A 14,252-nucleotide genomic window follows, 5' to 3' on the forward strand; every position below is an offset into this window, starting at 1 on the left:
GCCGGGCACCCTCCGGTGTCGACGCCACATGCCACACCCGATCCCGCGCAAACGAAACCCGCTCCGACGCCGGCTGGTCCCGTCGCCCCGGCGCGTGCGGATGCTCCCACGACACCTCCGCGCGCACCCGATCACACCCCGGACCGCACGCCGCCTGCGCGCACCACACCGGAATCGACGACACCGCGCGACGCAGACCGCGGCCGCCCGGTTCCGTCGAACACCCATCACGTGCCCGAACCCGCCGCGCGGAACACGCCGGATACAACACCCAACCCGCCGCGCACCGGACCTGACGACCGGCCAATCCCGCCGACAGTGATTCCCGACCGCCCGTTCACACCGGAGCGCCCGTCACCGGCCGGCCCACGCCCGGCGAGCCCCGATGCACCGTCGTCTCCGCGCGACCCCGCCCCAGGTAATCGACCCGACGGCGACAACCCGGACGTCGATAACTCCGCCCCGGACAACGACACCGGCGAACCGATCGACCCCGCTCACCCCGAACGCACCGACGCGGGCTCGACGGAACGTGCCGACACCAGCGAGGGCAACGAGACGCCCGAGCAGTGTCGGAGCAACGGCGAACCCGTCAACGTCGCGACCGGCGAATACTTCCTTCCCCTGACCGACGTCGACCTTCCCGGCGTCCTGCCGCTCCGACTGACCCATCGACATCGGTCGCGGTATCGGTGGGGTCGATGGCTCGGACCGACGACACCGTCGACCTTCGACGCCCGCGCCATCGTCTCCGACGACCTGGTGACCATCGTCGACGCAGACGGCACGATGACGAATTTCCCGAAGCCGCAGAATGACTCCGTGTCGCGGAGCGTGAACGACACCGACTGGGAACTGCGAGCAACGGCGACAGACGGCTACCAGCTGACCCATGTCCGCACGCTCATCAGCTGGTTCTACATCCCCATCCCGGAGCTCAACGGCGTCGACGTCGCGGCCGGGAGCATCGCCGTCTCCGCGATGACCGACCGGCATCACAACCGCATCCGCTTCGTCTTCGACGAGCACGGAAGACCCTCGGCGGTTGAGCATTCCGCCGGTTACCGTATCGATGTGCAGTGCGACGGCGCTCGAATCCTCGGCTACCGCCTGGTTGCCGGGGTGGACGGCGTTCCGGCCGACCAGCAACTGTGCACCTTCACCTACCACCGCGGCCATCTAGCCGCGTCGACCAACGCCGTCGGAGCGACAACGCGTTTCGGCTATGACGACGCCGGGCGGATGACCTGGTGGCGCGACTCGATCGGGATGGAGTACTGGAACCGGTACGACGACCTGGGTCGTGTGACCATCCAGTCCGGCATGAACGGGGTGTGGTCCGGGCGGTTCGACTACCAGCTCCGGACGGCGGGCCCCGGGTCGATGACGACCTACACCGACGCCGTCGGCGCGACGACGCTGTACGGCATCGATGCCGACAATCGGGTGCGGCAGGAGATCGACGCGCTGGGTCGGATCACCAGGATCGACTACAACGACAGTCGACAACCTATGGTGCTCTCCGGTGCAGATGGACTCTCGACACGACTGCACTACAACGCTTTCGGTGATGTCGAGCGGATCGTCGGACCCGACGGCGCAGCGACGGAAGTGAGTTACGCGGGTCCGGGACGGCCGGATCGGATCGTCGAACCGGGCCCGGTCACCACGCGTATCGCGTACACCGACAGTGGAAGTCCGCTGACGGTGACCGACAATGCCGGCGCGGTCACGTCGTACACCTACGACGAACACGGCGCACTGACGTCGCTCACGGATCCCGACGGCGTGATGGTTCGCTACCGCAACAACGCGGCCGGACTACCCACCGAGATCATCGACATGCTCGGCAACACGACGCGGATCGCGTTCGACGCGTTCGGGCGGCCGGTCGAGGTCGTCGACGCCGAGGGCGCCAGAACCACCGTCGGGTACGACGCGATGGGCAACCGGACCAGTCTCATCGCTCCCGATGGTGGACAGTCGCGGTGGGAGTACGACGGCGAGGGCAATTGCGTCGCCTACGTCGATCCCGTCGGCGCGACCACGCGTTGGGAGTACGGCCACTACGACCTGCCGGTCGCGCGGATCGATGCGGATGGTTCGCGAACCGCGTTCACCTATGACACCGCACGACGGCTCGTCGCTGTCACCAACCCCGACGGTCTGGTGTGGAGCTACTCGTACAACCCGGACGGCTCGCTGCAGTCCGAGATCGACTTCAACAACGCGACAACGACTTACACTTACGACGCGGGCGGACGGCTCGCTACGCGGACGAACGCGGCCGGGCAGACTGTAGCGTTCGAGTACGACGCAGCCGGTCGTGTTGTCGCTGAACGCAGTTCGGACCCGGTCAGCCCCGACTTCGACGGGGAAGTCACCGAGTACAGCTACGATTCCGCCGGGCGACCGGAGAGTGTCGTCGGCGCGTTCGGGCGGTGGCACTCGACGTATACGTCGGCGGGAATGCCGCTATTGACCGGCGTGAACGACGGATCCGCGGACTGGGTGATCGAGTCTGGTTGGACGGGCGCGGGGCGTTCGGCATCGGTGACGACGCCGACGGCGGTACACACACGCTACGGGTACGACCCGCGCGGCGTGCTCGACTTCATTTCGACGGCGGGTCGTACGTGTGACATCACCACCGACGCGTCCGGTCGCGAGCAGCGCCGACGCTTCGAGGGCACGGCCATCGATTCGTCGTGGGATCCGGTCGGACGGCTCATCGGGCGGTCGATTGCGACGGTCTCTGTCAATCCTTCGACGCTGAACCTCGGTTCGAGTGGATCGGCCGGCGGGAGACCGGAACGCACCGTCGCACGAGCCGAGTACACCTACCGCGCCGACGGCATCCTGACCGCTTCGACGACGACGCTCGCCAATCGCGGCCGGACCGACTACCAGGTCGATGTACTTGGACGGATCACTGCGGCGGTCGGTGTGTCCAACTCGGAGCAATTGACCTACGACGCGACCGGCAACATCACCGATTACGGGATCACGGGCTCGCGTCCAGCGACCGCTCAGCCCGCGTCCCCTGAGGTGCTAGGCGCTAGCCGAGCCTCGAAGGGCCCCCGCTGGCAATACTCCGGCACCCTGCTCGTCGACGACGGCCGGACGTCGTACCGGTACGATCGCGCCGGCCGCCTCACCACGATGAGTCGCAGGCGATTGTCGCGCAAACCCGATGTGTGGCATTACGTCTGGGACGCTCACGATCGGCTACGCAGCGTTACCACTCCCGACGGGACGACCTGGACGTACACGTACGACCACTTGGGACGTCGACTGAGCAAGACCAACACGGCAACCGGAGCGGTCACCCGGTTCCACTGGCACGGCGAGCAGCTGGTCGAACAGACGGAGTCAGTGCCGGATGCACCGGACGCCGGAAGAAACGCTGGAGTAACGGCGACTACCTGGACGTTCGCGCGCTACGCGTACACACCTATGGCGCAGACACGCAGTACAGAATTGATCACCGCCACGGAAGATGCTGACTCAAGAAACCGCGCACCCGACGCCGACGTGAGCCTGAGCCTCGGGTCACCTACGGTCGCGCCGTCCAGGCCGGTCGAGTGGACCCAAACCGAAGTCGATCGAGAGTTCTTCGCGATCGTCACTGATCAGATCGCGACACCGACAGCACTTATCGACCCGCGCACCGGGGAAGTCGCCGGGCACGCGGCGCGAACGCTCTACGGCGAGAGCACGTGGGTTGGCTTGTCAACGCCGTGGGCGTTCCCCGGTCAGTACGCGGATGATGAGAGCGGCCTTCACTACAACCGGTACCGGCACTACCATCCCGGAAGTGGGCGATACATAAGTCCAGATCCGCTGGGATTGGCACCTGCGCCGAATCCGCACACCTATCCCGCGAACCCAGCGTCAAACTGCGACCCAACAGGCTTGACGCCTTGCGATGGTGCCGAGACTGTACGTAAATATGGACCGCACGAGGTTGGTCCCCTTCCACCAGACACGGTTCAGACGTTTCGTGGAGGTGTGTACACGGAGAAGATCACAACGGAACCCCTGATCCTGCACCGCGCCCACACCGCTGGGAAGAGCCGTGTCGGCGGTTTCTGGTCGCGAGATATGCCACAAGGGCCAATGCAGACGCAAATGGACAGCGCCTTGAATCCGAAGTGGGGAAACCAAGCAAACGCGGTGAGCTCGATCGAAGTTCCCGTCGGCACAAGGTTCTTCGAGGGTTCAGTCGAGTTGCAAGAGTTGGGTTCGACCGGAACCCATATTCCTTCCGGGGGCGGCGTGCTACTGGGTGGAGGCAACCAGATCGTATTCGCGCCACGCTTCCACGTGCCTGAGGCATGGTTGCAGTAAAGTGATTGGTCGAAGTACAGGAGAGTGCAAATGACAATGACGCTGGCTGATGCCGCAAAGAGAGCGATTGAAAGTTTCTTTTCGGCATACGAATCCGTGGTTATCAACATGAAGTTGCCGGATGGCAACTTCGGAAAACCTTTTGACAATTACTACAAACTTGAATCAGTAGACACTGATAACAACCAAGTTAACGTCGGCTTGGGGTACGGTCTGGTATTGCATCTCACCCCTACGGGCATTGCTTTCGGTCATGGATTTTTCGATTTGAAGGTAGTTGCCAGCAACATTCTCTTAGAATCAGAAGATCTACGACTCCGATACGATTCAGGAATTGTGACTTTTGAGGTGTATCCCGACGATTCGTCGTCGATCGGAGCGAGAGACGCAGCTCTGTCCACCCTGGAAGATGCGGCTTCGAACTTCCAATAGTCTGGGGGCCGGGTGGTGATGTAGAAGCAGATCATGGATCAATCCGCGTCGCGTGTCAATCTGTCTGTGGCACGAGCTGATTGCCGACCAAGACATCGAGTGGGGGCGCGAACGGACCCGCTGAAAAGGCTACGCTGGAACGTGTCGGTTCCGCCTTGGGCAACGCGACATGCTCCGCGGTCCCGGCGCGCGACCAGACGAGGTAGCGTGCGGAAACGCTAGCGTGCTCACCTATAGGACGGTCACCGACTGCGACGTGGCCGCCACGTCACATAAGAAGGCGTGATCACATAGCCGAGAACAAACCACCCCCAGACCTTCAACTCATCCAGGCGATGAGCGACGTAATGCTGGACCCCGAAAGCCCAGCTGCGGTCGCCAACCTCGAAGCCGAGATACTAAAGCGCAAGCTGTACGAAAACGACGTCTACGAAGACCTCATCTTCATCCTGTCGCTGTACGAGATGGGCGGCACCACCCCATACTCGTGCATTGAGCAGGTGCGCGACGAAGTTCGCAAGTTTCTCGACTGAATTCGGCCGGAAGGCGGATAGGAACCCTTCGCGCTATGCGCGACTAAGTCCTACGAATCTGGCTGTGAGACAAACAATCCCACCGAAAAAGTCGGTGGGATCGTTAATAAGACCAGACGAGTAATCGTCACGGGTGAACGCCACGCTTGTTGAGCCAGGCCTGGGGATTGATCTTGGTGCCGTTGGCATCCCAGACCTCGTAGTGCAGGTGGGGTCCGGTGGACTGGCCGCGGTTGCCGACGGTCGCGATCTTCTGGCCGGCGCGCACATGCTGGCCGGGGTGGACGAAGCTCTCGTTGACGTGTCCGAAGACGCCGACGGTGCCGTCGTCCTGCTTCACGCGGACCCACTGGCCGAAGCCGGATGCCGGGCCGGACTCGAGGACGACGCCGTCGGTCACGGCGTAGATGGGCGTTCCGATCTTGTTGGCGATGTCGACTCCGTTGTGATGGGTGCCCCAGCGCGGGCCGTAGCCTGAGGTCACGGTGCCGCTGACCGGCTTCACTGCCTTCTTGATGCCGGGGAGCTCCAAGCTGCCCGGGCCGAACGCCGACGGGGGCAGAACGTCGCGAGCGAATTTGTCGAGCTCAGGCGGCAGGACCACGCCGGCCGGCAGCTTGACGTTCTCGGGCAGCGCGATCTTCGGCGCAGGCGGGGGAGCGGGCTGCGCCGCTGCCTGCGCGGCGGTGCCGGCACTCAGGCCGACCGCGCCGACGAACGCGGCGAACGCGCCCGTTCGCAGGGCCGTGCGGGTGGTGGAGTGCGACGTGGCACGATGGCGGCCGGGCCGCCGGGTGCGCGAGGTCGAGTCGAGCAGGGCGCGAGTGGCGGGGCGCGTCGAAGAGTCGGCGTTCAGTTGGTGAAGAGGCAAAGCGTTGTCCATCTCAGATTGGGTAACATTTTGGTATCGGCAAGGACACGGCGAAGTTACCTTCCCTGACATAAGCAGACACTGAGAGTCGGCCCAGGACTCCTACAAAGCCCCAGGTGAGACCCCGAACGAGATCCCGGTCACAGGGGTCGGCGAAACGGCGTGGCACCGTGGAACCATGCCAGACCCCGAGCGCACCCCCGACGGCCACCACATCATCGTCAACGGCCGTAAGTGGCGTGCGACGGATCCACTGATTCCCGAAGAACGCAGGTCCGAACTGCAGTCGATATTGATGGCGTGGCGTCGAGACGTGAAGCGGACCGAGGGCGCGCCCGAGTCGCGGCGGGGCGTCCAGGCTGCGAAGGTCGCGCTGGGTGAGCGCGGAACCCCGTGGTGGGAGCAGACCGACGAGGAACGCCGCGAACGGTGGGAGACCGAGGTTGAACGTCCCGGCGACTGACCGGCCCTACCGCGGCAGCAGCGACTCCGCGGCGTAGCGGCCGGCGCGCTCGAAGCTCTCGCTCACCTCGAAGCCGGGATCGATCTGCCAGTACCGCATACTCGACACGTAGATCGCCGCGACCATCTGGGCGAGAAACTCCGGCGGATGATCGGTGCGCACGTCCTGCTGTTCGACGCCGCGCTCGATGAGCCGCAGCACCTCCGACGTGAACACGTGGCTGCGTTCACCGAGCGTCCCCGACATCGACGAAATCCGTTCGATCTCGCTCGTCACCGTCCGCATGTAGTCCGGGTCGGCGACCGACGACCGCGCGAAGTCCACGAACACACCCACCACGCGCTCGTACGTACTCAGCGGCTTGTCGAGCATCGCGTCGACGACGTGCGAGAACGTCCCCATCAGCTGGGCATACAGATCGGTGAGCAGGTCATCCTTGCTCGGAAAGTAGTTGAAGAACGTCGCCCGCGACACCTCGGCACGCTCGGCGATCGACTCGACCGTCGCGGCGCTCCCCTCGGAGGCGAGCAGTTCGCGCGCAGCGATCAGCAGGCGTTCGCGCGTCTGCTGCTTGTTGCGTTCCCGCCGGCCTATGGCCGGAGCTTCGGTCAAAGTGGTGCCTTCCGTGTGGGCGGGGCGACCCCGACCGACCAATTCTTGCATTCCGCCCCCAAAGTTTGGATGGGCGTCTAACTTTTTGCTCTGAGTCCAGTGTGAGGTCGTCGATCCATGTGACGACGTCACGCGAGTCGACCGCGGGGGATCTTCCGGCGCCGGACCGACGACTTGTGCTGCCATGCGCACCGGTCGTCAACCGAGCCGAGACTCATTGCAGGACACAATATTTCGAATCCAACCGACGACCGCGACCTGCGGGTTACAGTCGCCACCGAGTCAGCAAATCCGACATTTCGTCCGTCTCCGCAGCGGGGCGGCGACTTGTCGAATCACGATCGAAGGGGATCGCATGAAATCACCCAGTGCACTCAGGCGCGTGCTTCGGACCGCGACGGTGATCGGCTGTTCCGGGGTGCTCGCGCTCGGAGCACTGACGGCCTGCGCCGACGACAGCTCAGAGAGCTCCACCGCCGGCGAGACCAGCCAGCTCCCCAGCAATCCGGCCACGGGCGACCCGGTCAAGGTCGGGCTGATCGTGCCCGAGGGCGGTGCCGTGACGACGCCGATGGTGCGCGAGGGCAGCGAAGCCGCCGTCGAATATCTGAACAACAACGGCGGCGGCATCGGCGGCCACCAGATCGAACTGGTGGTGTGCAAGCAGCAGGAAGAGCCCGCCTCGGCCACCAAGTGCGCGAATCAGATGGTGGAGCAGCAGGTTTCGGTCGTCGTCTCGCCGCTGGGCGCGCAGGGCGCGGTCATGCTGCCGATCATCGCCGGCGCGAAGATCCCGTTCGTCGCTCAGGCCCCCGTGTCACAGGCCGAGATGGCTACCCCCGGCTCGTTCATGCTCTCCGGCGGAATCGTCGCCGTTCTCGCGGGACAAGCCGCGACCGCAGCCAAGGACGGACTCAAGAAGGTCACGCTGATCATCGGCGATTCCGGTGACGCGGCCGCGTCGGTGAAAGCCCTGGGCGACCCGATGTTCCAGCGTGCCGGCGTCACACTCAACGTCGTCACCGTGCCGGTCGGCGCCGCCGACCTGACCCCGCAGATCACCGCCGGCCTCGCCGACAACCCGGATGCCGTCAGCATCCTCGGCGACACCCGCCAGTGCATCTCGGTCCTCAAGACCCTCCAGACCGTCGCACCCGACGCTTCGAAGTACCTGATCGCCAGCTGCCTCGACAAGCCCGTCCTCGACGCCGTCGGCAACGAAGCGGTCTCCGGCGCCAAGGCGTTCACCACGGTCAACCTCAGCTCCGACGACCCGAGCGTCACCCAATACCGCAGCGTGATGGCGCAATACGCGCCCGACACCGACCCGGCCGGCCTCGCCTACATCGGATACCAGGTCATGACCGCACTCGGCGAACTGAACGGACTCGAGGGCACCGTCGACGCGCAGACGTTCACCACGGCACTGTCGCAGGCGAAGGATGTCCCGCTACCGGCCGCACCCGGCATCACCTTCACCTGCAACGGCCAGGCGTTCCCGCCGCTGACGTCGCTGTGCAGCAAGGCGATCCTGGTCAGCGACGTGACCGCCGACGCGAAGCTCGAGAACACCGTCGTCACCAACAACTAGTTCCTCCACAGATCGGGGGCCGCATCGACGCGGCCCCCGATCGCCGCACCTCCATGTGGGAGTTCCATGACCGACCATCTCGCATTCCTGGTTCTCGGCCTCGGCAACGGTGCCGTCTTCGCCGCCCTCGGCCTGGCTCTGGTGATGACGTTCAAGAGTTCCGGCGTCGTCAACTTCGCCACCGGCGCCGTGGCGCTGTACGCCGCCTACACCTACGCCTTTCTGCGCCAGGGGGAACTCCTCAACCCGATACCCGGCTTCCCGGCGACGATCTCACTCGGCTCCGACCTGGGAGTCGGTGCAGCGCTGCTCATCTCCGTGGTCGTCGCCGCAATCCTCGGTGTCATCCTCTACCTGCTCGTGTTCCGTCCGATGCGTGCGGCGCCGGCTCTGGCGAAGGCGGTCGCCGCGATCGGTCTGATGCTCGTGATCCAGGCGCTCATCGCGCTGCGGGTCGGCGAGAACGCACCGAGCGTCGGACCTATCTTCAAGGTCGACACGTTCACGATCGGTTCGAGCGCCGTTCCGACGGACCGTCTGATGCTCGCGGTGGTCATCGTGGGACTCGCGATCTGCGCGGGACTCGTGTTGCGCTACACGCGCTTCGGCGTGGCGACCGAGGCAGCCGCCGAATCCGAGAAGGGTGCACTCGTCACCGGCCTCTCACCGGACCGGATCGCGGTCGCCAACTGGGCGTTGTCGTCGGCAACTGCCGGTCTCGGCGGCGTGCTCATCGCACCGATCGTTCCACTCAATCCCGTGGCCTACACGATGTTCATCGTGCCGGCCCTCGCGGCGGCGCTGGTCGGCAACTTCACCGCGATATCGATCACCGTCGGTGCCGGACTCGTCATCGGCATGCTGCAGTCCGAGGCCACGAAACTGCAGACCACCTGGGACTGGATGCCCGACGCCGGTGTGGCCGAGGCGGTCCCGCTGATCCTCATCATCGGCTTCCTCCTCATCCGCGGGCGTCCGTTGCCGGGCCGTGGCGCGGTCACCCGCAACGACCTCGGCCGGTCACCGCGTCCGAACAGTCTGGTAATCCCGGGGATCGTCGGTGTCGTCGTCGCGGTACTGGCACTCGTCACCACCTCCGGCAGTCTCCGGCTCGCCGTGATCGCCACGATGATCTACGGCATCATCGCGCTGTCCCAGGTCGTCGTCACGGGTTACGCCGGACAGGTCTCGCTCGCCCAACTGACGCTCGCCGGCGTCGGTGCCTATGCCCTCAGCCGGCTCACCGAAGACCTGAACATCCCGTTCCCGCTTGCCCCTCTGTTGGCGGCCTGCGTGGCGATGGTCATCGGCGTGATCGTCGGCCTGCCCGCTCTTCGGGTGCGCGGGCTGCCGCTCATGGTCGCGACGCTCGCCCTCGCCGTGTTCTGCGAGGCGTTCTGGTTCCGCAATCCGTCACTCAACGGCGGATTACAGGGTGCGCCTGTCGAATCCCCGTCGTTGTTCGGCATCGACCTGGGGATCGGTGCCGGCGAAGGCTATCCGCGCATCGCGTTCGGCATCCTGTGCCTCGTCGTGCTGACCGCGGTGGCGTACGGGGTGGCGGTGCTGCGCCGCAGCGGACTCGGCGCGTCGATGCTGGCCGTGCGTGCCAACGAGCGGTCGGCGGCCGCCGCCGGGATCAATGTCGGCGCAACCAAACTCATCGCCTTCGCGATCGCATCCTTCCTCGCCGGCCTCGGCGGATCGCTGCTGGCCTACCAGCAGACGCTCGCCACTGCGGGTAGCTACGCCGTCTTCGCCGGTATCGGACTCTTCGCCGTCTTCTACATCGCCGGCGTGACGTCGATCTCGGGAGCGATCCTCGCCGGGATCATCGCGCCGGGCGGGGTGATGTACTTCGTCGCCGACAAGTACGGATCCTTCGGCGATTACTACATGCTGATCAGCGGAATTCTGTTGGTGCTCACCGTCGTCACCAGCCCCGACGGCGTCATCGGCTATCTGCACAAGATCCCGCTGCCGGGTCGGCGCCGTCCACCGGCACCGCCTCAGGTCGACGATCAGACCGCACCGACGACGCCTGCCAGTCCACCGACCAGCGGCAAGGTTCTGCTCTCGGCCCGCGACGTCACGGTGCGTTACGGGGCGGTCACTGCTGTCGACCGCGTCAGCTTCGACTTGCGATCCGGCGAGATCGTCGGCCTGATCGGCCCCAACGGCGCCGGCAAGACGACGCTCATCGACGCCATCAGCGGTTTCGCAACCGCCGACGGAACGGTGGCCCTCGGTGGCACGACCCTCGACGGTCTGGCCCCACACCGCCGCAGCCGCGCTGGACTCGGTCGGACCTTCCAGGACATCGAGCTGTACGGCGAGTTGTCGGTCGCCGAGAACCTGGCGATTGCCGCGCGTCGCGCGCCGGGCGACACGGCCGACAATGTCCGCAACGTGCTGCGGATGCTGGAGATCAGCCAACTCGGTGACGTTGTGGCCGCTGATCTCTCCCAGGGGCAGCGTCAACTCGTCGCGGTGGCGCGCGTGCTGGCCGGCCGGCCCGAGGTCGCACTGCTCGACGAGCCGGCCGCCGGACTCGACAGCACCGAGAGTCGATGGCTGGGCGACAGGTTGCGCGCCGCACGCGCACACGGGGTTTCCATGCTCCTCGTCGACCACGACATGGATCTCGTACTGAGCCTGTGCGACCGGGTCATCGTCCTCGACCTCGGATCCGTCATCGCCGAAGGCACCCCGGACGAGATTCGACGCTCACCGGCAGTCGTCAACGCCTACCTCGGTACGCCGTCGTCGGCGGTGGCGGGGTCCGAGGATTCGTCGCCAACGGACAGCGCAGTCTCCGAGCCACATTCGACGACCAAGGAGATGACGCCGTGACGGTCCTCGAATGCCGCGGTCTCGACGCCGGGTACTCACGCGGCAAAGCCTGCGTCCACGGTCTCGACCTGTCCGTCGAGGCGGGAGAGATTGTCGCCCTGCTCGGACCGAACGGAGCCGGAAAGACGACGCTGCTCACCACCCTTGCCGGTCTGCTTCCGCGCCTCGATGGCGAGGTCAGCGTCGGCGGTCACACGGTTCGGGCGGGGGATGCGCGCGCGGCCGTGCGTGCCGGACTCGTCCTGGTTCCGGACGACCGGTCGCTGTTCAAGCAGCTCACGACCCGACAGAACCTCCAGCTGGCCATTCGACGACGCGGGGCGGCTCGGACCGACGCCGTCGACCGGGTGCTCGACCACTTCCCGGCGCTCAGAGACCGACTCAAGGTCGCCGCGGGCGAGCTGTCCGGGGGAGAGCAGCAGATGCTCGCGATCGGGCGTGCGCTGTTGCAGCAGCCGAGAGTGCTGCTGATCGACGAACTGAGCATGGGACTCGCACCCATCGTTGTCGAATCGATCCTGCCCGTCCTGCGGGATGTCGCCGACACCGAGGGCACCGCGGTGGTTCTCGTCGAGCAGCATGTTCGCCTGGCCCTCGGCATCGCGGATCGGGCAGTGGTGCTGGTCCACGGCGACATCGCTCTGACGGACTCCGCGGCGTCGCTTGCCGGTGACATCGGAAGGATCGAAGAGGCGTACCTCGGGAGTGCTGCTCACTAGCGTCAGGGAGTTGCCGTCCCTACTCCCTGCGGAGGCCGGAGCTTGCGAGCCCAACCCCTGCTCCCTGAGGAGCGAGCTTGCGAGCGTCACGAAGGGTCCTGGTGAGATGAGAGGCAGACCCTTCGTGACGCGCCCTCCGCAAGCTCCGGGCGCTCCTCAGGGAGCGGGGGTTGGCCACGACCTCCGCAAGCTCCGGGCGCTCCTAGTAATAGCTGGAAGGGCTGGTAACTGGGACATCCTCCTGATGTGGTCGTAGGGGCTTGGTTATCCCAACCACAAAAGGAGGATGTCAATGTCTCAGGCTAGTCGTTTGAGTCGGGGAGACAAGCGTCGCAACGATCGGTTGACCCGGTTCCGGGGGATCGTGCGCCGCGACCACGCGGTCGTCGCGATCGATCTGGCATCGAACAAACAGGTCGTCGCGGTGGTCGATCACGACTCCCGCATCGTGGCGCGCCGCACGTTTCACTGCGCGCCACCACAGTTGGCCACCGCGATCGAGTGGAGCCGTACCGCCGCTGCTGCTGCGGGGTTTGCCGGCATCGTGATCGCGTGTGAACCGACCGGGCATCGCTGGAAAACAGTCCGAGACCTCACCGCTGCGGTCGGCGTGGACATGGTGTGCGTGCAACCGATCGCGGTGGCCCGCGCGCGGGAGACCGAAGACTTCACCCACGACAAATCCGACGACAAAGACGCCCTGCTGACCACCCAACTCCACCTCTACCTACCCGAACACGCCGACGAGCAATGGAGCAGGCTACGCCACCTCGGTGTGCGCCGATCCCAGCAACTCACCCGCCGTAGCGCAGCCCAACAACAAGCCCGCGATCTGCTCGAGAGCAGCTGGCCAGAAGCGCTCGACTGCGCCGGGCAGCCGTTCAAATCGGTGACCTGGCTGGCCGCGATGGCCGTCATCGGCGCTGACCCGACACCCCTGACCGCCCAGAGCAGCCGCGACCAGGCGGTGGCGTGGCTACGGGAGCAGGTGCGCGCCGAGCTGCCCCGCTGGGGTGGGCGTCGGGTCACCACCCGCATCCTGGTCGCACTCGTCGACGCCGCCTTCGCGACCGAGACCACGATCACCGGCGAGGCTGGTGCGTTGGAACGGGCCCGCTACGCTCTCGACGATTTCGGGCACGCCCGCACCGCCTGCGAGCAGGTCGAACACCTCATGATCGAGGTCCTCACCGGGCTGGGCCTACGCGCCCTCGCCGAGTCCATCCCGGGGGTTTCGGCGGTCTCGGTCGCGGCGATCCTCGCCGAAACCGGTGATCTGACCCGTTTCGATTCCGCCCGCGCGGTGGTCAAACACGCCGGGCTGTGCCCGCGGGGAAACTCCTCGGGCAACTACCGCGGCACCACCCGCATCAGCGGGCGTGGCCGGCCGCTGTTGCGGGTCGCGGCGTGGCGGGCGGCGTTCGCCGCGCTCACCCACAACGAGGTGTACGCCGCCCGTTACCGGCACCTGACCAGCCGAGAGGCCAACCAGCTCAACCCCAACCAGGCCCGAGTAGCGATCGCTGCCGCCCTGCTGCGGCAACTGTTCGTCGTCATCACCACCGCCACGCCGTGGAACCCCGACATCGCTGCCGGCCGTACCCGCCCCGCCGAAAGGACCGCCGCCTGACCCCTCACACCCTCCGGCCGGGACAAGCTCGCTGCTCCTTGGGCACACAAGCCCGACCCTGAGCCTGAGCAGTCCCCACCGGCGCGAACCAAGCTCGAATGAAGGCTGTTGGGTACCAACCCGTTTGAACGCTAGGTAGAGCCCGCGCCCGGCACGACCCCGGCCCGCTCGAACCCACCCACACACCCATCCCGACAG

10 protein-coding genes are annotated in these 14,252 nt (G+C 65.9%); 8 read left to right on the top strand and 2 right to left on the bottom strand.

The window, feature by feature from the left end:
• Positions 1-318: 318 nt before the first annotated feature.
• From AS181_RS25345 to AS181_RS05090, 3 genes are all read left to right on the top strand, one after another.
• Positions 319-4,350 carry an RHS repeat-associated core domain-containing protein gene (locus AS181_RS25345; protein WP_231742273.1) on the top strand — a complete coding sequence of 1,344 codons (4,032 nt, stop codon included), beginning with the start codon at positions 319-321 and terminating at the stop codon, positions 4,348-4,350.
• A 30-nt stretch (positions 4,351-4,380) separates the two neighbouring features.
• Entirely contained in the window at positions 4,381-4,782 is a 402-nt protein-coding gene (locus AS181_RS24895; RefSeq protein WP_139114190.1) for a hypothetical protein, read from the top strand.
• A 335-nt stretch (positions 4,783-5,117) separates the two neighbouring features.
• The gene (locus AS181_RS05090; RefSeq protein ID WP_139114191.1) at positions 5,118-5,315 is read left to right on the top strand and encodes a hypothetical protein; all 198 of its coding nucleotides are present in this window, start codon (positions 5,118-5,120) and stop codon (positions 5,313-5,315) included.
• Positions 5,316-5,442: 127 nt separating this feature from the next.
• On the opposite strand, the gene AS181_RS05095 is transcribed toward AS181_RS05090, so the two are convergent.
• On the bottom strand, positions 5,443-6,198 hold the full coding sequence (locus AS181_RS05095) for a M23 family metallopeptidase (protein ID WP_058250497.1): 756 nt from the start codon (positions 6,196-6,198) through the stop codon (positions 5,443-5,445).
• Between the two features lie 166 nt (positions 6,199-6,364).
• On the opposite strand from AS181_RS05095, the gene AS181_RS05100 reads away from it, so the two are divergent.
• On the top strand, positions 6,365-6,649 hold the full coding sequence (locus AS181_RS05100) for a hypothetical protein (RefSeq protein WP_058250498.1): 285 nt from the start codon (positions 6,365-6,367) through the stop codon (positions 6,647-6,649).
• A 6-nt stretch (positions 6,650-6,655) separates the two neighbouring features.
• Here AS181_RS05100 and AS181_RS05105 read toward each other — a convergent pair whose 3' ends face one another.
• Positions 6,656-7,261 (bottom strand): TetR/AcrR family transcriptional regulator, encoded by a 606-nt coding sequence (locus tag AS181_RS05105; RefSeq protein ID WP_058250499.1) that lies wholly within the window; start codon positions 7,259-7,261, stop codon positions 6,656-6,658.
• A gap of 355 nt (positions 7,262-7,616) precedes the next feature.
• On the opposite strand from AS181_RS05105, the gene AS181_RS05110 reads away from it, so the two are divergent.
• The 4 genes from AS181_RS05110 (at position 7,617) to AS181_RS05125 (ending at position 14,054) form a co-directional block, all read left to right on the top strand.
• Positions 7,617-8,852 (top strand): ABC transporter substrate-binding protein, encoded by a 1,236-nt coding sequence (locus AS181_RS05110; protein WP_058250500.1) that lies wholly within the window; start codon positions 7,617-7,619, stop codon positions 8,850-8,852.
• A 66-nt stretch (positions 8,853-8,918) separates the two neighbouring features.
• Entirely contained in the window at positions 8,919-11,705 is a 2,787-nt protein-coding gene (locus tag AS181_RS05115; protein WP_058250501.1) for a branched-chain amino acid ABC transporter permease/ATP-binding protein, read from the top strand.
• Positions 11,702-12,424 (top strand): ABC transporter ATP-binding protein, encoded by a 723-nt coding sequence (locus AS181_RS05120; RefSeq protein ID WP_058250502.1) that lies wholly within the window; start codon positions 11,702-11,704, stop codon positions 12,422-12,424. Before AS181_RS05115 ends, AS181_RS05120 begins: the two co-directional genes overlap by 4 nt.
• 310 nt (positions 12,425-12,734) lie before the next feature.
• Positions 12,735-14,054, top strand: coding sequence for an IS110 family transposase (locus AS181_RS05125; protein ID WP_217491644.1), 1,320 nt, complete (start codon positions 12,735-12,737; stop codon positions 14,052-14,054).
• Positions 14,055-14,252: the final 198 nt, after the last annotated feature.

Source organism: Gordonia sp. SGD-V-85, assembly GCF_001456905.1.
In the GTDB taxonomy this organism is placed as follows: domain Bacteria; phylum Actinomycetota; class Actinomycetes; order Mycobacteriales; family Mycobacteriaceae; genus Gordonia; species Gordonia hongkongensis.